Here is a 24,112-nt window from a genome sequence, read left to right as displayed (position 1 = left end):
ACAGTTGCAGTTTTGTACATGGACCCAACACTTTGCGCAGCTTTACCTTCATCGGGTTATCGCAATTTCAGCGGCTTGAAAAGCCACGCTGGGGGCTGGACAGCGGGTAAAGCTGGACATAGGTCACATTTGTGATCGCCTAACGCAAGGACCGCCCGCCATGGCAACGCCCGCCTTTGAAGAGATTGTCGAGGATTTCGAGTTTCTGGACGACTGGGAAGACCGATATCGCCATGTCATCGAACAGGGCAAGGCGATGGAGCCGTTGGATGACGCGTTCAAGGTGCCCGCCACCAAGGTCACCGGCTGCGCCAGTCAGGTCTGGCTGCACCCGGTCATCGAGAATGGCCAGTTCCATTTCGACGGGGACAGTGATGCGCTGATCGTGCGGGGGCTGATTGCGGTGCTGCGCAAGCTCTACAATGATTTACCTGTTGCCGAGGTACCCAAGGTGGATGCCGGGGGTGAGTTGGCGCGGCTGGGATTGCACGACCACCTGTCTGCGCAGCGGTCGAACGGGCTGCGGGCGATGATCGAGCGGATCCGCGAGGTGGCGCTGGCCAACGCCTGAGGGTCAACCGCGGTTTGCCCAATCTGAAAGTGTGACCTCGAGATCGCCATAGCCGGTCTGGCGGCGTTCGAATTTCAAGCCCATACGGTCGGCACAGTCCTGCGCCCGGCGGGTCAGTTCGGGATCATCGGTCTGCGCCTGATAAACAAGCTTGGTATAGTTGCCGAAATACATATCCCGCAACTCGGGATGGCGATCCAATCCCAGAGGTTTCCAGACGAAGGCATCGAACTGTCGGGCCAGAAAATCGGTAAGATAGAAGGCCGTCGTTTCGTCGTCGCCATGGGCGGCGAAGGCCGCGTTTCCTTCGAAGAATGAGTAACAATGGGGACCCTGGATCATCTCGACCCCCAGCTTCTCACAGGCCGCCTGAAGCAACCCGCCGGTCCCGCAATCGGCATAGACGATGTAAATCCGATCGTAGGTGGCGCGATGTTTGGCGACAGCCTCTTCGACGGCCTGAGTGATCTTTTCGGGGTGCACATGCAAGATCGCAGGCAGGCAGGTCAGAGCAATATGATTCCAGCCATTGCGCGCCTTTAGGTCCAGAATTTCGCGCGCCAACGCGCCGCAGGCAATCAGCAGAGTGGATTCCGCAGCGCGCGGCGCGGCATAGCCCTGTTGGGTCAGGCTTTCATCATCGGGCAGGGGGGCGTCGGTCATCTGTCTCTCCTGCGTGTCATATAGGGACGCATGACTTGGACGAAAAAGGCCGCCCCTGAGAGGACGGCCCTTGTCACGATATTGTCCGTGGCTTAGCCGGCCAGCGAGTTGTGGCGGCGGGACATGAAGTCCTTCGCCATTTCCACGGCCACAGCCGCGTCACGGCAGTAACCGTCGGCACCGATGGCTTTGCCGAATTCTTCGTTCAGCGGCGCGCCACCAACCAGAACCACGTATTCTTCACGCAGGCCCTGTTCGACCATCGTGTCGATCACGACCTTCATGTAAGGCATGGTGGTGGTTAGCAGAGCGGACATGCCCAGAATATCCGGCTTTTCGTTTTCCAGCGCTTCCAGATAGTTTTCGACCGGGTTGTTGATGCCGATATCGACAACTTCGAAGCCCGCGCCTTCCATCATCATCGCCACAAGGTTCTTACCGATGTCGTGGATGTCACCCTTGACGGTGCCGATCACCATCTTGCCGACGCGCGGGGCACCGGTCTCGGCCAGCAGCGGCTTGAGGATCGCCATCCCGCCTTTCATGGCGTTTGCGGCCAGCAGCACTTCGGGCACGAACAGTATACCGTCACGGAAGTCATGGCCCACGATGGTCATACCACCAACCAGTGCTTTGGTCAGAATGTCGTAAGGTTGCCATCCGCGTTCCAGCAGGATGTTCACACCTTCTTCGATTTCCTCTTTCAGACCGTCGTAAAGGTCATCGAACATCTGTTCGACAAGTTCGTCGTCGTTGAGTTCGGACAGGACGATGTCTTCTTCATCGGACATGGGGCGTTTCCCTGAGCTTAGCGGGCGCGTGGCCCGTGGTGGCAATTTTTACCGTTTTGGCCATTTCGTCGCATCTCGACTGTGACGATTGCGACCTCGGCGGATACGGGACCGACCTATAGGCCGAATTATGACGATTAGCGACGGAATTTTTCGCAAGATCATCTTGTGCAGCTTTCATTCTGCGCGCCCAAATCACGGTTTTGTCAAGTGAATTTGTTGGTTTGTACCCGTGCCGGAAAGGCCCGTTGGGGGCTCGCTCTTGTCGGGCCGTATCGTTTCCGCTAGGTAGATATATTAGAACATAAAGGGAACAAATGGCGAGTCGATCAAAACCTGCAGGGCGCGGCGCGGCCTCAAATGCAACCGGTCGGTTCGAGCGGTTTGTGACCGAAATGGCCGATGATGGCTGGGATTTGCCCGAAGATTTACCGCCCCTACGAACGGAAGTCCGGGATGAACTGGCCCGGACCGTCATCTCGTATAACAAATCCCCGGATCTGCCGTTTGATCGGTCGATTAACCCTTATCGCGGGTGCGAGCATGGTTGCGTATATTGCTTTGCACGCCCGACCCATGCCTATCTGGGCCTCTCGCCGGGACTGGATTTTGAAACGCGCCTGATCGCCCGTCCCAACGCCGCCGATGTGCTGGGGCAAGAGCTGTCGGCGCGGCGTTACAGCGTTGCCACCCTTGCCCTTGGCACCAATACGGACCCCTATCAGCCGATAGAGAAAAGTCGTGAAATCACAAGGGCCTGCCTGCAGGTTCTCAGCGCGTTTCAGCACCCGGTCGGGATTGTCACCAAGGGCGCACTGATCGAGCGTGATCTGGATATCCTTGCGCCCATGGCGCGTAAGAACCTCGTGCGGGTTGGGGTCTCGCTGACCACGCTGGACGCTGAGCTATCGCGCCGGATGGAGCCGCGCGCGCCATCGCCGCCGCGCCGGTTGCAGATGATCCGCCGACTGACCGAGGCGGGGGTGCCGGTGCGGGTCATGACCTCGCCGATTGTGCCGGGTCTGACGGATCACGAGCTTGAGCACCTGCTTGAGGCAGGGCGCGATGCCGGGGCTGACGCGGCGAGTTGGATCATGCTGCGGCTGCCGCGCGAGGTCTCTGGCCTGTGGCAGGACTGGCTGGCCGAGCATGAACCCGGCCGGGCCGCCAAGGTCATGGCGCGACTGCGCGAGATGCATGGTGGCAGGGACTACGACCCGCGCTGGGGGCATCGGATGCGGGGCGAGGGGACCTATGCCCAAATGGTCGCCCAACGGTTCAAAGCGGCCTGTAAACGGCTGGGCCTTGCGATCAGAACACCGCCGCTGAGTACTGCACATTTTGCTCCACCACCACGGAAGGGTGACCAGCTTTCACTGTTCTAGAAACTGATGCCCAACCCGACTGTAAAGCCGTTCACCGTGTCACTGCCGTAATAGCGTACCATCAGCCGCGTTGTCGTGACCCAGGGCACCCAAGTGTCCGACAGATCAACCTCGACCCCGCCGCCCACGCGTGCCAGCCAGTCGGTACCCAGTACGATCGATTGATCCCCGATCAGATAGGACAGCGACAGATCACCGACCCAGCGCACGGGCCGCCCGAACATCCGTTTACCAGTCGGAAACCTGTATCGGGTCCACAGTACGGCATTGGCTGCGGTGGATTCGATCAGCAGGTCTTCATCATCGCCGATCGGCCAGTATTCAATGTGAGTGTAGCGCAGGCTTGCCTCGAACTCGCGATCATTCTCCAGTGGCAGGTCATAATCTACGGTCAGCGACCCGCCCGCGCCACCGGCCCATAACCCTCCGCTTTCGAGGAAATCGCGATCCAGACCCAGCCGGTTGGCGATGGCCTGTGCGCCGATCGAGGTATCGGATTGCGTGCGACCGACCGAGATATGCGCCATCGGGGTCAGCTTCCAGCGCTCGCCCAGATCGAATTGATACCCGATCCCGCCGGTCACCGCGAGGCTGGTCCATTTCAGGGGCAGGGCGGTGGTGTTGCCCGTGTCGCTGAAGGTAAGGACCGGATCATAGCGGGCATAGCCGACATACCCCTCAAGATAGAGCGGGATACCTTCGCTCAGCCGGAACCCGCCACCCAGTTGAGCGGATTTGAAGTCATACTCGCGGTTGCCGGTGTTCGATTCCAGCGAAATCGCGCTGGCCGAGTCATCGGGAATGCCCGCAAGGCTCAACACTGCAAGCGAACCTGCCGCGTATTCGCGCTGTATGTCCTTGAAGGCGTCCTCCAGCAGGGTCTGCGCGGCGGTGGGCGTACCGAACAGCAGGGAAAGACAGAGAAGGCTTTTGCGCATGGTTCTTGGGGTCCGACGTGAATTTCGGCGGACAGTATGCGGGGTGGGTATCGCTGCAAAGACAAACAGACCGGCGCAGTGCGGCTTCGGTGCCAAGGGCTACATTTGGGTCACACTCATGACAAAGCCCCGGCGAACCGGGGCTTTGCTGAACACTCTTGCATATCGGCTTAGCGCTTTTCGATATCCACGTAATCCCGTGTGGTTTCGCCCAGATACAACTGACGCGGACGACCGATCTTGTTCTGTGGATCGGCGATCATCTCTTTCCACTGGCTGACCCAGCCGACGGTGCGCGACAGAGCAAAGATCGGCGTGAACATCGAGGTCGGGAAACCCATCGCCTCAAGAATGATGCCCGAATAGAAGTCCACGTTCGGGAACAGCTTCTTCTCGGCGAAATACGGGTCCTCCAGCGCCTCGCGTTCCAGCTCTTTGGCGACCTGCAGCTTGGGATTGTCTTCAATGCCCAGCAGGTCCAGCACTTCGTCTGCCGACTGCTTCATCACCTTCGCACGCGGGTCGAAGTTTTTGTAGACGCGGTGACCAAAGCCCATCAGGCGGAACGGATCGTTCTTGTCCTTGGCGCGCGCGATGTATTCGGGAATGCGATCGACCGAGCCGATCTCTTCCAGCATCTCAAGGCAGGCCTGGTTCGCACCACCATGCGCCGGGCCCCAGAGGCAGGCGATACCGGCAGCGATACAGGCAAACGGGTTCGCACCCGAAGACGACGCCAGACGCACGGTCGAGGTCGAGGCGTTCTGTTCGTGATCCGCGTGCAGGGTAAAGATGCGGTCCATCGCACGGCTGAGGATCGGGTTCACCTCGTATTCTTCGGCCGGAACGCTAAAGCACATGCGCAGGAAGTTCGACGCATAGTCAAGATCGTTGCGCGGATACACGAAGGGTTGACCTGTGTGATACTTGTAGGCCCATGCGGCAATTGTCGGCATCTTCGCGATCAGACGGTGCGAGGCGACCTCACGCTGATGCGGGTCCGAGATGTCGGTCGAGTCGTGATAGAAGGCCGACATTGCGCCGACAACACCGACCATAATCGCCATCGGATGCGCGTCGCGGCGGAAGCCGCGATAGAAATACTGCATCTGCTCGTGCAGCATGGTGTGACGCGTGATGGTGGTCTCGAATGTTTCGAGATCCTTGGCCGCAGGCAGTTCGCCGTAAAGAAGCAGATAGCAGACTTCCAGAAAATGCGATTTCTCGGCCAATTGGTCGATCGGATAGCCACGGTGCAGCAGCTCGCCCTTTTCGCCATCAATATAGGTGATCGTGCTGTCGCAACTGGCTGTCGAGGTAAAGCCGGGGTCGTACGTGAACACATCGGCCTGATTATAGAGTTTGCGGATGTCGATGACATCTGGGCCAGCCGTTGGTGAGTGTACCGGCAGCTCATATGTGTTGCCATGGACAGTCAGGGTCGCTGTTTTTTGGCTTTCAGTCATGTGTATCCCTTCTTCATTCATGCGCATGTCGGTTCGCTGTCCGACGATGCGGGCAACGGCTGCGCGCAGTCGCGCAGTCCGGGTCTTATCGGAGCAGCGTTACCCGAATATGAAGCCGGGATCAGGTCGCTGCGTCAGAAAGCCGTGCCAGGGTTTCATCCCGCCCAAGCACAAGCATCATGTCAAATACCGAAGGTGTGACCGCCCGGCCAGCCAGCACCGCGCGCAGCGGACCCGCCAGTTTACCGAACTTAATTCCTTTCGCTTCCGCGAAGGAATTCAGGGCCTCCTCCAGTTCGTTCCGAGACCAGCTAGCATTTTGCAGATGCGGCGTCAATTCTTCCAGTATACCGTCGGATACCGTCGACAGGGCTTTTGCCGCATTCTCATCCGGCACGATGGGCCGCGATGTCAGCACAAATTTCGCCTTTTCAAGTAGTTCCGGGAATGTCCGTGCGCGATCCTTGAGGCAATACATCGCACGTTCCAGATCACCGGATTGTGCATCGCTCAGGCTTGGCAGGCTTGCTGCGGCCAGATATGCTTGGATTTCTTGCCGCAATGCAGCATCTTCCGAGATGGCGATATGCTGCCCGCAGAGGTTTTCCAGTTTCTTCAAATCGAACCGCGCGGGGCTTTTGCCGATCCCATCCAGGTCGAACCATTCCTGGGCCTGCGCGTCGGTGAAGAATTCGTCGTCACCGTGGCTCCAGCCCAACCGGGCCAGATAGTTGCGCATCCCGGCGGCGGGGTAGCCCATCGCCTGATACTCTTGTGCGCCAAGCGCGCCGTGGCGTTTCGACAGTTTCTTTCCGTCAGGCCCGTGGATCAGCGGGATATGCGCCCAGACCGGAACATCCCAGCCCATCGCCTCGTAGATCATCATCTGTCGGGCGGCGTTGTTCAGGTGGTCATCACCGCGGATCACATGGGTGACGCCCATATCATGATCGTCCACCACAACAGCCAGCATATAGACCGGCGTCCCGTCCGAGCGCAGCAGGATCATGTCATCCAACTGGTCGTTGCGGATGGTCACATCACCCTGCACATGATCTCGGATCACTGTTGCACCATCCTGCGGCGCCTTGATACGGATCACGAAAGGCGCCTCGGGATGGGTCGAGGCATCCGCATCGCGCCAAGGACTGCGGAACAGGGTGGATTTACCCTCGGCCCTTGCCTGATCGCGAAATGCCGCGATTTCGTCCTGCGTTGCAAAGCACTTATACGCCTTGCCCTCGGCCAACAGCTGGTGCGCCACCTCTGCGTGACGCGCGGCCCCTTCAAACTGGCTGATGACTTCGCCATCATGATCCAGCCCCAGCCACTCCATGCCTTGCAGAATCGCCGCTGTTGCTTCTGGGGTCGAGCGTTCGCGGTCGGTATCTTCGATGCGCAGCAGGAATTTACCGCCACGACCCCGCGCATACAGCCAGTTGAACAGCGCAGTGCGCGCGCCACCGATGTGCAGAAAACCGGTGGGAGAAGGGGCAAAACGAGTGACGACCTGATCGGACATTGTGTGGATTAACCTTTTGGTAACCGTAGCGGGCATAGTTTGGCGACTATCTACCCAGCCCGAAGGACGGGGGCAACCATGCGTGTTCTGGCACAGGCCAAGGTCGCGTTGCTGACCCAGCGCGGATACCTGTTTCCATGGGCTCCGGTCTGTCTGGCGGCGGGGATCGGTTGGTATTTCAGTCTCGGGTTCGAGCCAGCGTTATGGCTCTATGCCTGTGTGACTGTGTCGATGGCGATCTGTCTGATCATCACCAGATGGATGCATGCAGCGTGGTCGCCCCTTGCGATAGGCGTGGCATGCGTGTCGGCAGGATTTCTGCTTGCCGGTGCGCGAGCTCATGCGGTTGCAGAGCCGGTCTTGCAATGGCGCTACTATGGCCCGGTCGAGGGGAGGGTCGTGGCGCTCGACCGCTCTGCGTCGGACGCGCTGAGGGTGACACTGGATCAAGTGCGGATCGGGGGCGATCCCGCTGATCAGCGACCTCGGCGCGTCCGGCTCTCACTGCATGGCGGTTCGGCGGATCTGTCGCCGGGGCAGAGGGTCATGACAACGGCACATCTGTCGCCGCCGCAGGGGCCGGTGGAACCGGGCGGCTTCGATTTCCGCCGCCACGCGTGGTTCCAGCAACTCGGTGCCGTTGGATACACCCGCGTGCCGGTCTTGACGATCGAGCCCGCGCATCAGGGCGTCGATGGTGTACGTGTTACCGCTTGGCGCATGGCGATATCAGATCGCGTACGTGCGATTTTGCCCGGCGAGGTTGGAGGCTTTGCTGCCGCCGTCACAACGGGTGATCGCAGCGGGATGGGGCAGACTACGCTGGAAAGCCTGCGCGCCTCGAATCTGGCGCACCTGCTGGCGATTTCGGGGCTGCATATGGGGTTGCTGACGGGCTTTGTCTTCGTCGCCTGCCGAATCGGGCTGTCGTTGGTCCCGACAGTGGCCTTGCGCCTACCTGTACGCAAGCTGGCTGCGATCTGCGCGCTATGCGCTGCAACTGTCTATCTGTTCCTGTCGGGCGGCAATGTCGCAACCGAGCGCGCCTTCGTCATGGTCTGTGTCATGCTTGGCGCGGTGCTCATAGATCGCCGCGCCATCTCGCTGCGCGGCGTGGCAGTTGCCGCTGTGATTGTTCTGGTGTTGCGGCCAGAAACGCTGTTGAGCCCGGGATTCCAAATGTCCTTTGCCGCGACCACAGCCCTGGTAGCCGTTTTCGGAGCGTTGCGTGACCATGGCCCGCTGCCCGGCCCGAAATGGCTGGCTCCTGTCTGGGCGCTGGTGATCTCATCAGGCGTTGCCGGTCTGTCCACGGCTCCGATCGGGGCGGCGCATTTCAACACGATGTCGCATTACGGTCTGGTGGCGAATCTCGTCTCGGTGCCGGTCATGGGCACTCTGGTCGTGCCCGCAGCAGTGGTGGCCGCGCTGTTGGCGCCGTTCGGACTTGAGGCTTTGGCGCTGCAGGTCATGGGGTTCGGGTTACGCTGGATACTGGCCGTGGCTGCGTGGATCTCGGGCCTTGATGGGGCGCAAGGGCACATCGCCAGCCCGCCGGATTTTGTGCTGCCGGTGCTGGCGGGCGCGCTGTTGTGGTTGATCCTCTGGCAGGGTCGCGCGCGGTGGTTGGGCGTTGGCCCAGCTTGCATTGCGCTCGCAATGTGGGGCCAAGGCCACAGACCCGAGGTGTTGATCGCGGACACGGGCGGGCTGGTCGGCGTGATGACCGATACGGGTCGCGCCCTGAGCAAGGAAAAAGGCAGCGGCTTTGTCGCCTCGGTCTGGTTGGAGAATGACGGGGATTCTGCGGATCAACCCAAGGCGGCGGGGCGGTGGCCGAACGCATCGCACGGCGTACAGCGTTATCTGATCGGGGGCAAGGAACTGGTGCATCTCACCGGTAAGCGCGCTGCACTCGCTTTTGACGAATGCAGGCAGGGGCAGATTGTCATCGCCCCTGTGGCTTTGAACCTGAGTGGAGAGTGCGGCGTCTATGACCCTGACAAGCTGGGGCAAACCGGCAGTCTGGCGTTGTCGGACGGAAAGTTGCGCAGCAGCGCAGAGTTGTCGGGCGACCGGCTGTGATCGCCCAAGCGTGATCAGTAGCTGCGGATCAGGCCCACGAGGCGACCCTGCACCTTGACCTTGTCCTCGGGTAAAACGCGTGTCTCATAGGCCGGGTTTGCAGCCTCAAGCGCGATCGCCTGACCGCGCCGAAAAAAGCGCTTCAAGGTAGCCTCCTGATCCTCGACCAAGGCGACAACGATATCCCCGTTATCAGCGGCTGAGGTTTCTCGGATCACCACGACGTCGCCATCATTGATACCAGCGTCGATCATCGAATCCCCGCGCACCTCAAGTGCGTAGTGTTCGCCCGCGCCCGAAACCATCGATCCCGGCACGGCAACCCGGTGCGAGACATGGCTGATCGCCTCAATCGGCACACCGGCGGCGATGCGGCCCATGACCGGCAGTTCCAGTGCGTCTACCGTCACCGGCTCGAAATTCGCCGGGCGAGGCCCTTCGGGACGGTCGCCTTCGATCACGCGCGGTTTGAAACCTGCGGTCGGTTCGCCGCCCAAGCTCTCGGGCAGCTTCACGATCTCGATCGCGCGGGCCCGGTGGGCAAGGCGGCGGATAAAGCCACGCTCCTCCAAGGCGGTGATCAGACGGTGGATGCCTGATTTCGACCGCAAGTCCAACGCGGCCTTCATTTCATCAAAACTGGGCGGAACACCGTCCGCCTGCACGCGTTTGTGGATGAATTCCAGCAAATCCAATTGCTTCTTGGTCAGCATCGCTCGCACCTCATCGCTCATGCGTTTTCTTTTGTTCTACGCATGTTCACGTTTTGTGTCAACGGATTTGCTAGATCGGCAGGTACAGCACCTCATCCCCGGCATCGCGCGGAGGGTCATGCGGCTGGCGCACCAGCAGCGCATTGGCCTGTGCGAGAACGCTGAGAAGCGAGCTGTCCTGATCGTCACAGGCGCGGATACCATCCTGATCCAGAACGGCCCGCATATAGTGCTCGCGCGGGCCATTCTGAGCGATGGGCGCAGACAGGTGGGCGCGTTTGAACGGGTTCAGAACCTGCGCGATCCCCAACATGCGCCGCACCATCGGGATCAGGAACAGATAGCCGCAGACCATCGCGCTGACCGGGTTTCCCGGCAGACCAACCATGGCCGCATCGCCAAGCCGACCTGCCATCAGAGGTTTGCCGGGGCGCATGCGGATCTTGTAGAATGATCGCTCCATCCCCAGCGCCTCGGACACGCCCGAGACCAGATCATATTCGCCGACCGAGGCCCCGCCGATCGTGACCACCAGATCGGCGCCCTGTGCCAGACCAAAGGCGGTTTCCAGCGACGCGACTGTGTCCTGCGCGATGGGCAGCACCCGCACATGCGCGCCAGCTTCCTCCAGTAACGCCTTGAGGCCAAAGGTATTTGACGCGATGATCTGATCGGGGCCGGGGGTCTCGCCGGGCATCACCAATTCATTGCCGGTTGAGATCAGCGCCACCACCGGTTTGCGCGTCACCGGGACCGAGGCGATGTTCATCGCCGCCATCAAAGCGACATCTTCAGGGCGGAGCCACCGTGGTGCCGTGATCTGCGCACCAATGGCGAAATCGACGCCTGCAGGACGAATGTTGGGTTTCGGGCCGGGCGCATCCGTGATGGTGATCAGATCGCCGCGTCGGTCGACGTCTTCCTGAATCACCACAAAATCCGCGCCATCGGGCACGGGCGCGCCGGTGAAGATGCGGACCGCCTGGCCGGGTCCGACCGTGCCCTCAAATCGCTTACCTGCCGCCGCTTCGCCCACAAGTTTGAACATCGCGTGCAGTTCAACCTCGGCCGCCTTAACCGCGTAGCCATCCATAGACGACGCGGCAAAGGGCGGCTGGTCTCGAGTGGCCGCAACGTCCTGCGCCAGTACGCGTCCCGCAGCGTCGATCAGGGGAACAGTCTCAGCAGGTAACGGAGAAACAAGGTCAAAAAGTAGCGCGCGGGCGTCTTCGACTGAGATCATGTCGCCTCGTAGCGGCCTGATTTACCGCCATCTTTCAGGAGAACGCGGATGCCGCCAATCTCCATTGCTTTGTCGACGGCCTTGGTCATGTCATAGACCGTCAGAGCCGCCGTCGAGGCCGCAGTCAGCGCCTCCATCTCGACCCCGGTCTGGCCCGAGGTCTTGACGGTCGCCTCGATCCGCACGCCCGGCAGGTCCGGGTCCAGTGTCAATTCCACGGCCACCTTGGTCACGGGCAACGGATGGCAGAGCGGAATCAGGTCCGGCGTTTTCTTTGCCCCCATGATCCCGGCAAGCCGCGCAACGCCCAGCACATCGCCCTTTTTGGCGCGACCTTCCGAAATAAGATCAAAGGTTTCCTGGGCCATCCTGATGTGACCTGCGGCAACAGCAACCCGGTCAGTCACCGCCTTGTCCGAGACGTCAACCATATGGGCCTGACCCTGGGCGTCGAAATGCGTCAGCGGCATCACATCACCCCCGGAATCAGCGGGTTGGCGAGCAGGTTTCGGGTGGCCGAGGCGACGTCCTCCTGCCGCATCAGGCTTTCGCCGATCAGAAAGCAGCGCGCGCCATAGCGGGCGATATCGGCCAGATCTGCGGGCGTGCTCAGGCCGCTTTCGCAGACGATGGTTCGGTCTGCAGGCACAAGTTTCGACAGGTGCCGTGTTGTATCAAGACTGGTCTCGAACGTCTTGAGGTTACGGTTATTTATCCCGATCAGGGGGCTTTTCAGCTGCGTCGCGCGCTCAAGTTCTGCGGCGTCATGCACCTCAATCAGAACATCCATACCCCAGTCAAAGGCGGTCTGTTCAAGCTCTGCCGCCTGTGCATCCTCGACCGAAGCCATGATTATCAGGATGCAATCGGCACCCAGCGCACGGGCCTCGACCACCTGATAGGGGTCGTACATAAAATCCTTGCGGAGCGCAGGCAGCGAACAGGCTGCGCGCGCTTCGGTCAGAAACTCTTTGGCACCCTGAAAGCTGGGCGTGTCGGTCAGCACCGAAAGGCAGGCGGCGCCGCCCTCTTCATAGGCTTGGGCCAGCGCAGGCGGGTTGAAATCCTCTCGGATCAAGCCCTTCGAAGGGCTGGCCTTTTTGACCTCTGCAATCAGCCCGTAACCGGTGCGGGTGGCGGTTTGCAGCGCCTTGGCGAAACCGCGCACTTCCGGCGCGTTGCGCGCCTCGGATTCCAGCGTTTCCAGTGATTTATGCGCCTTGTCTAAAGCGACTTCTTCCAGCTTGTAGGCTTTGATCCTGTCCAGAACGGTCTCGGTCATGCGGCTTCCTGTGTAATGCGTGCCAGAGCGTTGATTTTGTCCCGCGCCTTGCCGCTGTCGATGCTTTCACGTGCCATGGCAACGCCTTCGCGCAGGTCGTCTGCGGCATCGGCCACGACCAGAGCAGCGGCGGAGTTCAGTAGCACTGCGTCGCGATAGGCCGAGGGTTGCCCATCCAGCAAAGCGCGGAAGGCGACGGCGTTTTCCTCGGGCGTGCCGCCAAGGATATCTTCGAAAGGGTGTACCGGCAGGCCTGCGTCCTCGGGATGAATCTCGACCTCTTTGACCGTGCCGTCCTCGACCGAGGCGACCCAGCTTATGCCGGTGATTGTCAGCTCATCCGTGCCGTCTGACCCGTGGACCAGCCAGGCGTGTTCTGCGCCCAACAGACCCAGCGTTTCGGCCATGGGGCGGATCAGCTCTCGACTGAACGCCCCCGTCAGCTGGCGTTTGACGCCTGCGGGGTTGGTGAGCGGGCCCAGAATGTTAAAGATCGTGCGCGTCCCAAGTTCCTGCCGCGAGGGCATGACATGGGCAATTGCCGGGTGGTGCATGGGGGCCATCATGAAGCCAATGCCGACTTCTTGCAGAGCTTTTTCAACCACTTGCGGGCCAACCATCACGTTGATTCCGAGTTGTCCCAGGGCATCCGCCGCGCCCGATTTTGAACTCAGGTTCCGGTTGCCATGCTTGGCCACTGTCACACCGGCGCCTGCCGTGACAAAGGCCGTCGCGGTCGAGATATTCAGGGTGCCTTTGCCGTCGCCACCGGTGCCAACAATGTCTATCGCGCCTGCCGGGGCCTTCACCGCGTTGCATTTCGCGCGCATCACGGCGGCGGCGGCGGCGTATTCGTCCACCGTTTCGCCCCGTGTGCGCATCGCCATCAACAGCCCGCCGATCTGGCTGGGCGTCGCGGCACCGTCAAAGAGGATGCCAAAGGCCTGTTCGGCCTCGGCACGGGTCAGAGGCCGATCCGCCGCAGCGCCGATCAGCGGTTTCAGGGCGTCGCTCATGCGGGGACTTTCATCTCATTCAGGAAATTCTTGAGCAGGGCATGGCCGTGCTCGGACGCGATGGATTCGGGATGGAACTGCACACCGTGGATCGGCAATTCGCGGTGTTGCAGGCCCATGATGGTGCCATCCTCAAGCTCTGCCGTGATCTCAAGACAGTCGGGCAGGGTGTCGCGATCGACGACCAGCGAATGATAGCGCGTGGCCTCAAAGGGCGATGGCAGCCCGGCGAAGACGCCTTTGCCCGTATGGTTCATCGTGCCCATCTTACCGTGAACGATCTCATGGCACCGCACGACCTTGCCGCCAAAGGCCTGACCGATGGTCTGATGGCCAAGGCAAACCCCCATCAGCGGCGTCTGTGTCTCGGCGGCGGCCTCGGTCAGGGCCAGACAAATGCCCGCCTGATCCGGGTCGCAAGGGCCGGGGCTGAGCAGGATGCCAGCCGGGTTCATCGCCATCGCTTCCTGCACATCCAGCGCATCATTCCGGCGCACGACCATCTCGGCCCCAAGCTCACCGAGGTAGTGAACGAGGTTGTAGGTAAACGAGTCATAGTTGTCGATCAGCAGCAGCATTTGAGCACTTATCTTCCTATGGGCATTTCGGGCTGGCGATGCAGCCTATAGCCACGGTATGATGTCGGGACATACATGCTCAGGCTTGTGCGGCAGCGTCAAGAGGACATACCGATCTTGGCACCGTGCAGGTGAGCGCCGCAGCAGACGGTGCACGGGCGGTTGAGGCACGAAACAACGCGAGAGGCGAGATTTCGATGGGCGGATTTTACGGTGGATTGGGCGCCGGTGCGGTGTCTGTGCTGGCTTTGGGCGTTGTGCTGTCGCTGACGACGCCATTGTCGCACAAGCCCGAAGTGACTGCGGTAGCGCCGGAGGTGACAGAAGCCCCAGAACCCGCGCAGGCGGTCGAGTTGGAAAACGCCGGTGGAGACGCGGATTTGGTCGAGCTGCCACCCTCTGGACCCGAAACCCCGGACGCCGCATCGGATTCGCTGGATGCCCTTACAGGTATTGAATTGGACCCGGGTCAGCGACCCGAGACTGCTGGCGCGCCTGCAGGGTCCGATGCACCTGACGCGGCCTCGAACACTACCGTAGCCGTGCAGACCGACGCGCCCGCTGCGCCCGAGGCCCCTGAATTGACACTCGAACAGCCGTCGCCCGAGGCCGCGCCCGAAATCGTTGCCGAAGCGCCGCCACCGCCGCAACCGGAGACTCAGCCCGCGCCCGAGGTGGTCGAGGACGCCCCGGCTGAGCCCGTAGAGCAGGCAGAAGAAGCGCCGCAAATCGCGGCGGTGCAGCCCGACGTCACAGAAACGCCCGAGCCGTTGCCGCAGATATCCGGGGCTGAACGCGCACCGCAAGACGATCCAATTGCCGTGGAAGGGGAAGAGGACACACGCCCGGCTTCTAAGCCGCGCGTTCGGACGCTGCCCCAGATCGGTGGCGATGGGCCGGCCAGCTCGGGTACACTGATCGGCAAGCGTGTTGTGCCGTTGACGGACCGCGATGACCCGCCGTCTGATGGCGCAGATACGGCAGATACTGTTGTTGAACCTGCACAAAAACCGATCAAGGAATACGCGGCCAATTTCGAGAACCCCGAGTCGAAGCCGTTAATGTCGATCATCTTGATTGACGATGAAGGCGCATTCGGGGCCGAGGCGCTGCAGGACTTTCCCTATCCGCTCAGCTTCGCCGTCAGTCCGACTGACCCCGATGCCGCTGAGAAGATGGCGCGTCACCGTGAGGCAGGATTTGAGGTGCTTGCGCTTATCGATATGCACGAAGCCTCGACGGCACAGGATGCCGAAGTGTCTCTGGCGGTTTGGCTGGACACGCTCCCGTACACCGTGGGTATCTTGGAAGGTGTCGGAACCGGCATCCAGGGCAACCGCAAGCTGGCAGATCAAGTCGCAGCCATAGCGGGCAGTACCGGTCGTGGGCTGGTCACACAGGACAGTGGGCTGAACACGGTCCAGAAATTGGCCGCACGCGAGGGGATTCCATCCAGCGTCGTCTTCCGCGACTTTGACGGGGCCGATCAGGATCCAAAGATCATGCGCCGTTTTCTGGATCAGGCAGCGTTCCGCGCGGGACAGGAGGGCGCCGTCGTGATGATGGGCCGTTTGCGGCCCGAGACAATCTCGGCCCTGTTGCTGTGGGGGCTTGAGGATCGCGGGGGGCGCGTGGCGATGGCACCGATTTCAGCGGTTATGATGCAGGAAGTGGAACAGGACGACTCGGGGTCCTGAAGATAAGTCGGCGGCGAGGGTCTGCCGCCGGTCTCAGGCGTTGCCGCTGCCCGTAAAGCGGGCTGCATCAGCCGCAGCGCGCCGGATCGCGTTCGATTTGTGGACGGTTTCCATATACTCCGCCTCGGGATCGCTGTCGTAGACGACACCGCCGCCTGCCTGAATGTATAGCTTGTGGTCCTTCACAATGGCGGTGCGCAGCGCGATGCACATATCCATGTCGCCGCCCGCGCTGAAATAGCCCACACCGCCGCCATAGATGCCGCGCTTTTCTGGTTCCAACTCGTCGATGATCTCCATCGCGCGGACCTTTGGCGCGCCCGAGACTGTGCCCGCGGGCATTCCGGCAAAGAAGGCATCGAGTGCATCTTTGTCTTCAGCAAGCTCGCCAACCACGTTCGAGACGATGTGCATCACATGACTGTAGCGTTCGATAATGAACTCTTCGGTCGGGCGTACTGTGCCGATTTTCGATACACGTCCCGTATCGTTGCGGCCCAGATCCAGCAGCATCAGGTGCTCGGCCAGTTCTTTCTGATCGGCCAAAAGATCGACCTCGTGCGCCTTGTCCTCCTCGGGTGTTGCACCGCGCGGCCGTGTGCCCGCGATGGGCCGGATCGTGACCTCATTGCCGAAGACACGGACCAGGATTTCGGGGCTGGCGCCGACCACCTGAAACCCACCGAAGTTGAAATAGAACATGAAGGGCGAGGGGTTGGTGCGCCGCAAAGAGCGATAAAGTGCAAAAGGCGGTTGCGGAAAATCCTGCGTCCAGCGCTGCGCCGGGACCACCTGAAAGATATCACCTGCGCGAATGTAGTCCTTGGCCCGCTCAACGGCGTCCATATAACCTGATTTGGTGAAGTTCGACACCGGCGGCCCGGCTTCGATCGCATCGCCCAGGTCGCGTGTTTCGGCAGGCATGGCGCGTTCGAGATCGCGTACGGCATCCATCACGCGCTCCGCCGCCTGTGCGTAAGCGGCTTTGGCGGTTTGACCTTCGCTGACCCATGCGGGCGACACCACGGTAACTTCGCCTTTTACGCCGTCTAATACGGCGATGACCGATGGGCGCAGCATGACAGCATCCGGCAGCCCCAAAGGGTCCGGGTTCACGTCTGGCAGGTATTCGACCAGACGCACCATGTCATAGCCCAGATACCCGAACAGACCGGCAGCCGCCTGCGGCAGGTCATCCGGCAACGCGATGCGGCTTTCGGCCAGCAGCGCACGAAGGTTGTCCATCGGGTTGCCCTGCTGTGGCTCGAAGGCTTCGGCGTCGAACCGGGCCGAGCGGTTCAGCGCGGATGTCTCGCCATGGCAGCGCCAGATCAGATCCGGTTTCATGCCAATGATGGAGTAGCGCCCGCGTACTTCGCCCCCGGTCACCGATTCAAGCATGAACGCGTCTTTCTGCGCGCCGGTCAGCTTGAGCATTAGCGAAACAGGCGTGTCCAGATCGGCCGCGAGCCGCGTGTAGACGACCTGATTGTCGCCCGCGTCATAGGCACGTGCGAAAGCGTCAAAATCCGGGGTCAGGGCCATCAGTCTACTCTTTTAGTGGCTGTTCCGCACGGCATTCAGCGCCTGCTGATCCAATACGGGACGTGCGCGCGTCTGCGCGTCACGCACGTAGATATCAAAAATGTTCTGTGCCAGCGCCTGGTTCATCTGCGCGGCCAAAGCGTCCTGCATCTGGCGCTGTTCGTCGGTTTCCGCCGGAGGCAGTTCTGCGTCCAGCCTGACGATCAGGGCACTATCGGTGCCGGGAATCACCCGCAGCTCGTCGGGGGCCATCTCAAAGATCTGGGTCATGAAATCCACCGGTACGTCTTCAAGAAACGCCGTGCGGGTCAACGCGTTTTCCACGCGGAAGGGCAAACCCGTAGCGGTGAAATCGCCATCCGTTTCAAGTTGCGCCAGGATTTCACTGGCCTGAGCGTCCAGCGCCTTCGCGGTCTCGTCCTGCATCCACGCCTCAGCGACCTTCGGGCGGGCACTGTCGATCGGTTCGGGACGCTCGGGTAGCACTTCATCCAGTCGCAACGCAAACAGCGAGCCGTCTTCAAGGAATGCGACCTCGGGGAAATCGCCTTCTTGTACGGCCACAGCGGCTTCGCGGAACCCGTCATAGGCGGCGACACCTTCGTCGCTTTGCTGGGTCCAGTCGATCTGACCCAGCTCAAGTTCGGTCTCGTTCGCCAGCTCTTCCAATGTCGCGCCACCGGCGAGCAAATCGTTGATGTCTTCTGCCTGCGCTTCGATCTGACGCCGCGCGCGGTCTGCTGCCAGTTCTTCACGCAGCTCGGGCTCGGCTTCTTCGAAGGTCACGTTATTCGCGGCGAGTGAGCCATTGATGCGGAACAGGGCGGGTCCGAAGGTGGACGGCAGGGGGCCAACAACAGCGTCGATCTCGGCAGCAAAGATAGCATCTGCGGCATCGCCCAGATCTTCGCGGGTCACATCGCCCAGATCAACATCGCTGAGTTCCAGTTGGCGATCCCGAACCAATTGTTCGAAATCCGCACCGCCGACTTCCAGTTGCGCCAGCGCTTCGGTCGCGGCAGCTTCGTTGGGATAGGTCAGACGTTCGACCAGACGGCGTTCGGGCTGCAGATATTGTGCTGCGCGCTGGTCATACAGTCGGCGGAGCGAGTCCTCATCCACCTCGACACTGTCCAGCAACATCTCGGGCGAGAGAATGGCATAGGTCAAACGCTTGGTGCGGGGCAAGGTAAAGCGGTCGCCATTGGCGTCGTAGTAGGCCTGAATCTGCGCGTCGGTTGGCTGCGCAATCGGGGTTTCAAGCGCATCAGCCGAAAGGGTGGCAACGGTAAAGCTGCGGCGGGCGAGCACATAGTTCGACAATGCCTCGGTCATGGTCAGGGGCATCTCGACGCCGCTCATTACAGCGCCCTGGACGATGGTACGGGCGGATTCCTTACGCAGGTCGGATTCGAATTCGGAATCGGACATGCCCACCTGATCCAGCTGGAAGCGATAGGCTTCGCGGTCGAACGTTCCATCGACCCCCTGAAAGGCGGGAATCTGCACGATCTCGCGCTGCAGGTTCTCATCGCCGATGGAAATGCCCAGTTGCCCGACTTCGTTATCCAATGCGGCCAAGGCGATCAGGCGGGACAGGGCCAGTTGGTCCAGACCCAGGTCATGCGCCTGCGATATTTGCATCGGCTGCCGGGTCTGCGCCTCGATCGCGCGGATTTCCCGTTGCAGTTCGCGGAAATATTCGTCGACCGAAACGCTTTCATCCCCGACCTGAGCGACCGTGCGCACCGTACCCGTCAGGCTGGTGGCGCCGAACCCGGCAAGGCCCAGCATCAGAAGACCCATGAGGATCCATACAAAGGTCTTGGATAGGTTTTTCATGCCTGCGGCCATGGTGCCCTCTTTCTTATGTCGACGCGTGTCTGCCCTGTCGGTTGCGGACCTGAATACGATGCGTGGCGCGGGGGGGCAAGCTTAGATGGACAGGCCTTGCAGCCGGTCGAACAATTGCGCAATTCCGCTGCGGTCGAGATTGGCAAATGCGATGCGAACCTGCCGATTTCCGGCGGGGTCATGCGCGGGCATGAACATGGTCCCGGGCAACAGGAGAATGCCAAGTTCGGGCACCAGTCGTTTGGCCAGTTCATCCGAGGGAATATCGAACGGATGCTCAAGGTAGGCAAAATATGCGCCCAGCCCCAACAGCCGCCAGCCTTTATCTTCCAGACGGTGCATGCCGTCAGAGATCGCGGCACGGCGGTCGAGGATTTCATCCCGCTCACTCGCCACCCATTGCGACAGGTTCTGCATCCCCCAGAGCGCCGCAAACTGTCCGATCTGGCCCGGGCAAATGGCAACGGTATCGAGGAATTTCTCGATCTCGGCAAGTAGTGCGGGGCTTGTCGCGAGCGCACCGACGCGGTGACCGGTCAGGCGATAAGCTTTCGAGAACGAATATAGATGCACAAATGTGGCGTCCCAGCCCGGTTGCTGGAACAGCGCATGCGGTGCGCCGCTGCGGCTGTCGAAATCGCGATAGGTTTCATCGACCAGCAGGTACAACCCGTTCTCTTGCGCAAGATCGTAGAAGGCGCGCACCAGTTCAGCAGGGTATTCCACGCCGCCGGGATTGTTCGGCGTGACCAGAGCGATTGCGCGGGTTTTGTCGGTGATCAGGGCGCGCGCTTGCTCGGGGTCGGGCAGCAGGTCATCACCGGTGGGCAGATCGATCGCGGTGACCCCGGCCATATCCAGCCACATTTTATGGTTGAAATACCATGGGGTCGGCAAGATGACCTCGTCCCCCTGATCGGTGATAGCCGAGATGACCGCCGAGAACGCCTGATTACAGCCCGAGGTGATGGCGACATGATCGGCAGCGACCTGAGCGACGTAGTGGGTGCTGATCTGCGCGGCAAGCTCGGAGCGCAGATCGTCATTGCCCAGAACCGGGCCGTAGAGATGCGCGCTGTCCTGCGACACCGCGAAATTTGCCATGGCCTGACGCAGCGCAAGCGGCGGCGGGTCAACCGGGGCGGCCTGGCTGACATTGATCAGGGGGCGATCTGCGGGGAAGGTGACGCCATCAAGCCAGCGGCGCGCCTCCATCACCGGAGGGGGGAAGGTGGCGCTGGTGCGGGTCTGTGTCATGGTGTGACCATTTTGCAAGGCTCTGCCTCGCACTCCGAGGTGTTTTTGAACAGAAGAAGGATCAGTCGGTGCCCCGATAGGGTTCGACATATTGCAATGCCATATCCCACGGGAAGAAGATCCATGTGTCCTGAGAGACCTCGGTGATGTAGGTGTCGACCATCGGACGGCCTTTGGGTTTGGCGTAGACGGTGGCGAAATGGGCCTTGGGGTACATTTCGCGCACCAGTTCCAGCGTTTTGCCGCTGTCGACCAGATCGTCGATGATCAGGACGCCGGTGCCATCGCCCATCAGGTCGGCGTTGGGGGCCTTGAGCACCTCGGCCTCGCCCTGTGCCTGATGGTGGTAGGATTTCACGCTGACCGTGTCGACGGTGCGAATGTCGAGTTCTCGGCTGACGATCATCGCGGGCGCCATACCGCCGCGGGTGATGGCCACCACAGCGCGCCATGCGCCATCGTCGGGGCCTTGCCCGTCCAGCCGCCACGCCAGCGCGCGGCTGTCGCGGTGGATCTGGTCCCAGCTGATGTGAAAGCCTTTTTCGTGGGGCAGGCGGTCCTTGGCACTCATGGCTTAACCCTTTTCGACGTCGGGTGCGTCGACGGCTTTCATACCGACGATGTGATAGCCTGAATCCACGTGCAGGTTCTCTCCGGTTACGCCGCTGCTGAGGTCGGACAGCAGGTAAAGAGCCGAGTTGCCAACATCGTCGATCGTCACATTCCGGCGCAGGGGCGAGTTATACTCGTTCCACTTCATGATATAGCGGAAGTCGCCGATGCCACTGGCCGCCAGCGTCTTGATCGGGCCCGCCGAGATCGCGTTGACGCGGATACCGTCCTTGCCGAGATCCTCGGCCAAGTATTTGACCGACGCTTCCAGCGCGGCTTTGGCGACGCCCATCACATTATAATGTGGCATGACCTGCTCGGCACCATAGTAGGTGAGAGTGATGGCAGAGCCGCCTTCGGTCATCAGTTTCTCGGCCCGCTGCATGACAGCGGTGAAGGAATAGACCGAAACATCCATGGTCAGGCTGAAATTGGCGCGGCTGGTGTCGACATAGCGGCCGCGCAGTTCGTTCTTGTCGGAGAAGCCGATGGCGTGGACGACGAAATCCAGCTTGCCCCATTTCTGCTCGAGCGCGGTGAACAGCCCGTCGATGGAGGCTTCGTCGCTGACATCACAGGGCAGGACGATTTCGCTGCCTAGCTGCGCCGCCAGCGGATCGACGCGTTTCTTCAGGGCATCGCCCTGATAGGAAAAGGCCAGTTCGGCCCCGGCGTCGGACAAGGCGCGGGCGATTCCCCATGCGATTGATTTGTCATTGGCCAGTCCCATGATGAGGCCGCGTTTTCCGGCCATCAACTGATTTGACATCTTCGGTTCTCCGCATGTCGTCGCGTTACTTTCGGTTGGTTTATGCCATTGATTGGTCTGCATCAAGGCCATGCGCTCTTGCCCGCAGCGGGTTCTCGCCTTAGGGTCGAGAACAATTCTTTCCAGGGGATGGAAATGAACGAGCGCAGTGGAATCTTCGCGGGCGCCGATCCGTTCGAAATAGCGGGGCGGTGGCTGGCTGAGGCAGAACAAACGGAACCGAACGATCCGAACGCGATTGCGCTGGCAACCGTGGACCAGAGTGGCTTGCCAAATGTCCGCATGGTGTTGCTCAAAGAGATCGAGAAGGGTGCCTTCGTCTTCTACACGAACTACCACAGCGCCAAGGCTGAGGAGTTGGAGAGCGCAGGCACAGCGGCTTTCGTGATGCATTGGAAATCTTTGCGGCGTCAAATTCGCGTTCGTGGTACAATAACGCGCGAAGAAGGCGCTCAGGCGGATGAATATTATGCGTCGCGGTCTCTCAAAAGTCGTTTGGGGGCTTGGGCATCGCATCAATCGCAACCGCTTGAAAGCCGGGCCGCGCTGATGGCCGAGGTGGCAAAGCTGACCGCCAAACTGGGAACAAATCCGCCGCGCCCTAAGTTCTGGGGTGGTTATCGACTGACACCGGTTGAGATAGAATTCTGGGCCGATGGGGCGTTTCGGTTGCATGACCGGTTCCGCTGGCGGCGCGATGGCACCGGATCCGACTGGCAAGTGCAGAGGTTAAATCCATGACGTTCACGTGTCGTGAAATGCAACGGTCAGTAAATAAAGGATTTTTTCAACTTGAATTTGCGCGCCAATCCCATAAACAACAGGCTCTTAACGCCTTGGTAATCTTCGTGATGGAAAAACAGTGCCAGAAGATCTGAACAGCATGTATCGCGTTCGTGGACACGTAAAATGGTTCGACCCCGCAAAGGGGTACGGATTTGTCGTGTCTGACGCTGGCGGGCCGGATATTCTGCTTCACGTCAATGTCCTGCGCAATTTTGGTCAAAGCTCGGTCGCTGATGGGGCCGGGATCGAGATCATGACGCACAAGACAGACCGCGGCGTTCAGGCGGTCGAAGTCATTAGCGTGGACCCGCCCGTTCGGGCCGAGGCGATGATGCTCGCCGATTTTGCCGAGCTTGACCCGAACGTGATCGGAAACGCTCCGCTTGAAGCCGCGCGTGTCAAATGGTTCGACAAGGGCAAGGGCTTTGGTTTTGCCAATGTGTTTGGCAGCAGCGAAGATGTGTTTCTGCACATCGAGGTGCTGCGCCGGTCGGGGCTTGCGGATCTGCAGCCAGGCGAAGCCCTGGCCATGCGCGTGATCGACGGCAAACGGGGTCGCATGGCCGCGCAGGTGCTGGCGTGGGAAGCTGCGCTGAACAGTTGACCCAAATCATGAAAAAATTCGGTTTAGCTTTGGTGATCCTGACCTGCTTTCTTGGCGGGATCGCGCGGGCCGAGTGTCGTGTGGACCGGGTCGAGCTGCGAAATGATATAGCGCAGGTCAGGTTTGATATTGAATTGGCCATCACTGCGCAGGAAAAGTCGCGCGGCTTGATGTTTCGCGAAAGCATGCCGGACCGTTCGGGGATGCTGTTTGTGTATGATCGGCCGCAGCCGGTTGCCTTCTGGATGAAGAATACGCTGATCCCACTGGATATGATTTTCATTGATCAGACCGGGGTCGTCTCTCATGTGCACGAGGGTGCCGTTCCGGGCGATCTGACGCCAATTGACGGTGGCGATTCGGTTTTTGCAGTTCTGGAAATCAACGCCGGGCTCGCTGCGCGCTATTCTATTCGCCCCGGCACTCAGATACGGCACGAAATTTTTTCGCAGGGGCCGGCAATTTGGCCCTGTTAGGGCTTTTCAAATCAGATCGCCACGTTTAGGAAGGCGCACGGTCCGGGGCGTGGCGCAGTCTGGTAGCGCACCTGTTTTGGGTACAGGGGGTCGTAGGTTCGAATCCTGCCGCCCCGACCACTCCTTTCACACAGGCGTTCCGCCGAAGTTTGTGTAAAGGCGCGAGAATTGCCGATCCAGATCACCGCTTTCAACCGGTATCTTCAGGGTCTTGCCACTTTTCTGCGGAACCAGAAAAAACAGTTCAGCGTCCACCCGA

At 60.6% G+C, this 24,112-nt stretch carries 24 protein-coding genes and 1 tRNA gene; 8 read left to right on the top strand and 17 right to left on the bottom strand.

The window, feature by feature from the left end:
* The first annotated feature begins 160 nt into the window (after positions 1–160).
* A complete protein-coding gene (locus tag ACR3EN_RS15510) occupies positions 161–571 on the top strand; it encodes a SufE family protein (RefSeq protein ID WP_480819954.1) in 411 nt (136 codons plus the stop codon).
* A 3-nt stretch (positions 572–574) separates the two neighbouring features.
* Here ACR3EN_RS15510 and ACR3EN_RS15505 read toward each other — a convergent pair whose 3' ends face one another.
* Both ACR3EN_RS15505 and ACR3EN_RS15500 read right to left on the bottom strand, forming a co-directional pair.
* Positions 575–1,234 carry a DUF1638 domain-containing protein gene (locus ACR3EN_RS15505; protein WP_480819956.1) on the bottom strand — a complete coding sequence of 220 codons (660 nt, stop codon included), beginning with the start codon at positions 1,232–1,234 and terminating at the stop codon, positions 575–577.
* A 92-nt stretch (positions 1,235–1,326) separates the two neighbouring features.
* Complete coding sequence (locus ACR3EN_RS15500; RefSeq protein WP_480819958.1) at positions 1,327–2,025, bottom strand: corrinoid protein; 699 nt, start codon at positions 2,023–2,025, stop codon at positions 1,327–1,329.
* 317 nt (positions 2,026–2,342) lie between these two features.
* Between ACR3EN_RS15500 and ACR3EN_RS15495 the strand changes: the two genes are divergently transcribed.
* Positions 2,343–3,410 carry a PA0069 family radical SAM protein gene (locus ACR3EN_RS15495; protein ID WP_480819960.1) on the top strand — a complete coding sequence of 356 codons (1,068 nt, stop codon included), beginning with the start codon at positions 2,343–2,345 and terminating at the stop codon, positions 3,408–3,410.
* Here ACR3EN_RS15495 and ACR3EN_RS15490 read toward each other — a convergent pair.
* The 3 genes from ACR3EN_RS15490 to gltX all read right to left on the bottom strand — a co-directional run bounded on the left by ACR3EN_RS15490 (position 3,407) and on the right by gltX (position 7,336).
* Entirely contained in the window at positions 3,407–4,348 is a 942-nt protein-coding gene (locus ACR3EN_RS15490) for an autotransporter outer membrane beta-barrel domain-containing protein (protein ID WP_480819962.1), read from the bottom strand. The two genes, ACR3EN_RS15495 and ACR3EN_RS15490, sit on opposite strands and share 4 nt — an antisense overlap.
* 170 nt (positions 4,349–4,518) lie before the next feature.
* Positions 4,519–5,814 (bottom strand): citrate synthase, encoded by a 1,296-nt coding sequence (gene gltA / locus ACR3EN_RS15485; protein ID WP_480819964.1) that lies wholly within the window; start codon positions 5,812–5,814, stop codon positions 4,519–4,521.
* A gap of 121 nt (positions 5,815–5,935) precedes the next feature.
* Positions 5,936–7,336, bottom strand: coding sequence for a glutamate--tRNA ligase (gene gltX / locus ACR3EN_RS15480; protein WP_480870122.1), 1,401 nt, complete (start codon positions 7,334–7,336; stop codon positions 5,936–5,938).
* Positions 7,337–7,414: 78 nt separating this feature from the next.
* Between gltX and ACR3EN_RS15475 the strand changes: the two genes are divergently transcribed.
* Complete coding sequence (locus ACR3EN_RS15475) at positions 7,415–9,421, top strand: ComEC/Rec2 family competence protein (protein ID WP_480870119.1); 2,007 nt, start codon at positions 7,415–7,417, stop codon at positions 9,419–9,421.
* A 14-nt stretch (positions 9,422–9,435) separates the two neighbouring features.
* Here ACR3EN_RS15475 and lexA read toward each other — a convergent pair whose 3' ends face one another.
* The 6 genes from lexA to ACR3EN_RS15445 all read right to left on the bottom strand — a co-directional run bounded on the left by lexA (position 9,436) and on the right by ACR3EN_RS15445 (position 14,253).
* Positions 9,436–10,134, bottom strand: a complete 699-nt coding sequence (lexA, locus tag ACR3EN_RS15470; RefSeq protein WP_480529846.1) for a transcriptional repressor LexA — start codon at positions 10,132–10,134, stop codon at positions 9,436–9,438.
* 70 nt (positions 10,135–10,204) lie between these two features.
* Positions 10,205–11,377, bottom strand: a complete 1,173-nt coding sequence (locus ACR3EN_RS15465) for a molybdopterin molybdotransferase MoeA (RefSeq protein ID WP_480819970.1) — start codon at positions 11,375–11,377, stop codon at positions 10,205–10,207.
* Entirely contained in the window at positions 11,374–11,847 is a 474-nt protein-coding gene (moaC, locus tag ACR3EN_RS15460) for a cyclic pyranopterin monophosphate synthase MoaC (RefSeq protein WP_480819972.1), read from the bottom strand. Before moaC ends, ACR3EN_RS15465 begins: the two co-directional genes overlap by 4 nt.
* Complete coding sequence (gene trpC, locus ACR3EN_RS15455) at positions 11,847–12,659, bottom strand: indole-3-glycerol phosphate synthase TrpC (protein WP_480819974.1); 813 nt, start codon at positions 12,657–12,659, stop codon at positions 11,847–11,849. The genes moaC and trpC overlap by 1 nt, the downstream gene beginning before the upstream one ends.
* Positions 12,656–13,675 carry an anthranilate phosphoribosyltransferase gene (trpD, locus tag ACR3EN_RS15450; RefSeq protein ID WP_480819976.1) on the bottom strand — a complete coding sequence of 340 codons (1,020 nt, stop codon included), beginning with the start codon at positions 13,673–13,675 and terminating at the stop codon, positions 12,656–12,658. Before trpD ends, trpC begins: the two co-directional genes overlap by 4 nt.
* A complete protein-coding gene (locus ACR3EN_RS15445) occupies positions 13,672–14,253 on the bottom strand; it encodes an anthranilate synthase component II (RefSeq protein WP_480819978.1) in 582 nt (193 codons plus the stop codon). The genes trpD and ACR3EN_RS15445 overlap by 4 nt, the downstream gene beginning before the upstream one ends.
* Before the next feature lie 197 nt (positions 14,254–14,450).
* Between ACR3EN_RS15445 and ACR3EN_RS15440 the strand changes: the two genes are divergently transcribed.
* The gene (locus ACR3EN_RS15440; protein ID WP_480819981.1) at positions 14,451–15,950 is read left to right on the top strand and encodes a divergent polysaccharide deacetylase family protein; all 1,500 of its coding nucleotides are present in this window, start codon (positions 14,451–14,453) and stop codon (positions 15,948–15,950) included.
* A 33-nt stretch (positions 15,951–15,983) separates the two neighbouring features.
* On the opposite strand, the gene trpE is transcribed toward ACR3EN_RS15440, so the two are convergent.
* The 5 genes from trpE to fabI all read right to left on the bottom strand — a co-directional run bounded on the left by trpE (position 15,984) and on the right by fabI (position 21,987).
* Entirely contained in the window at positions 15,984–17,495 is a 1,512-nt protein-coding gene (trpE, locus tag ACR3EN_RS15435) for an anthranilate synthase component I (RefSeq protein ID WP_480857573.1), read from the bottom strand.
* Between the two features lie 12 nt (positions 17,496–17,507).
* Positions 17,508–19,349, bottom strand: coding sequence for a peptidyl-prolyl cis-trans isomerase (locus tag ACR3EN_RS15430; RefSeq protein WP_480819985.1), 1,842 nt, complete (start codon positions 19,347–19,349; stop codon positions 17,508–17,510).
* Between the two features lie 81 nt (positions 19,350–19,430).
* The gene (locus tag ACR3EN_RS15425) at positions 19,431–20,606 is read right to left on the bottom strand and encodes an aminotransferase (protein ID WP_480870116.1); all 1,176 of its coding nucleotides are present in this window, start codon (positions 20,604–20,606) and stop codon (positions 19,431–19,433) included.
* A 61-nt stretch (positions 20,607–20,667) separates the two neighbouring features.
* Positions 20,668–21,177 carry a xanthine phosphoribosyltransferase gene (gene gpt / locus ACR3EN_RS15420; protein WP_480733083.1) on the bottom strand — a complete coding sequence of 170 codons (510 nt, stop codon included), beginning with the start codon at positions 21,175–21,177 and terminating at the stop codon, positions 20,668–20,670.
* A gap of 3 nt (positions 21,178–21,180) precedes the next feature.
* Positions 21,181–21,987, bottom strand: a complete 807-nt coding sequence (gene fabI, locus ACR3EN_RS15415; protein ID WP_480819989.1) for an enoyl-ACP reductase FabI — start codon at positions 21,985–21,987, stop codon at positions 21,181–21,183.
* A 135-nt stretch (positions 21,988–22,122) separates the two neighbouring features.
* Between fabI and pdxH the strand changes: the two genes are divergently transcribed.
* The 4 genes from pdxH to ACR3EN_RS15395 all read left to right on the top strand — a co-directional run bounded on the left by pdxH (position 22,123) and on the right by ACR3EN_RS15395 (position 23,973).
* The gene (pdxH, locus tag ACR3EN_RS15410) at positions 22,123–22,728 is read left to right on the top strand and encodes a pyridoxamine 5'-phosphate oxidase (RefSeq protein WP_480819991.1); all 606 of its coding nucleotides are present in this window, start codon (positions 22,123–22,125) and stop codon (positions 22,726–22,728) included.
* Positions 22,729–22,849: 121 nt separating this feature from the next.
* Positions 22,850–23,377 carry a cold-shock protein gene (locus tag ACR3EN_RS15405; protein WP_480819993.1) on the top strand — a complete coding sequence of 176 codons (528 nt, stop codon included), beginning with the start codon at positions 22,850–22,852 and terminating at the stop codon, positions 23,375–23,377.
* 8 nt (positions 23,378–23,385) lie between these two features.
* Positions 23,386–23,853 (top strand): DUF192 domain-containing protein, encoded by a 468-nt coding sequence (locus ACR3EN_RS15400; RefSeq protein ID WP_480819995.1) that lies wholly within the window; start codon positions 23,386–23,388, stop codon positions 23,851–23,853.
* 43 nt (positions 23,854–23,896) lie between these two features.
* Positions 23,897–23,973, top strand: a tRNA-Pro gene (locus tag ACR3EN_RS15395).
* Positions 23,974–23,979: 6 nt separating this feature from the next.
* Here the strand turns inward: ACR3EN_RS15395 and ACR3EN_RS15390 are convergent.
* Positions 23,980–24,108 carry a hypothetical protein gene (locus ACR3EN_RS15390; RefSeq protein ID WP_480918440.1) on the bottom strand — a complete coding sequence of 43 codons (129 nt, stop codon included), beginning with the start codon at positions 24,106–24,108 and terminating at the stop codon, positions 23,980–23,982.
* Positions 24,109–24,112: the final 4 nt, after the last annotated feature.

The organism is Ruegeria sp. G7, from assembly GCF_056535465.1.
Note: the sequence above shows the minus strand (reverse complement) of the source record. Positions and strands in the feature narration are given on the sequence as shown.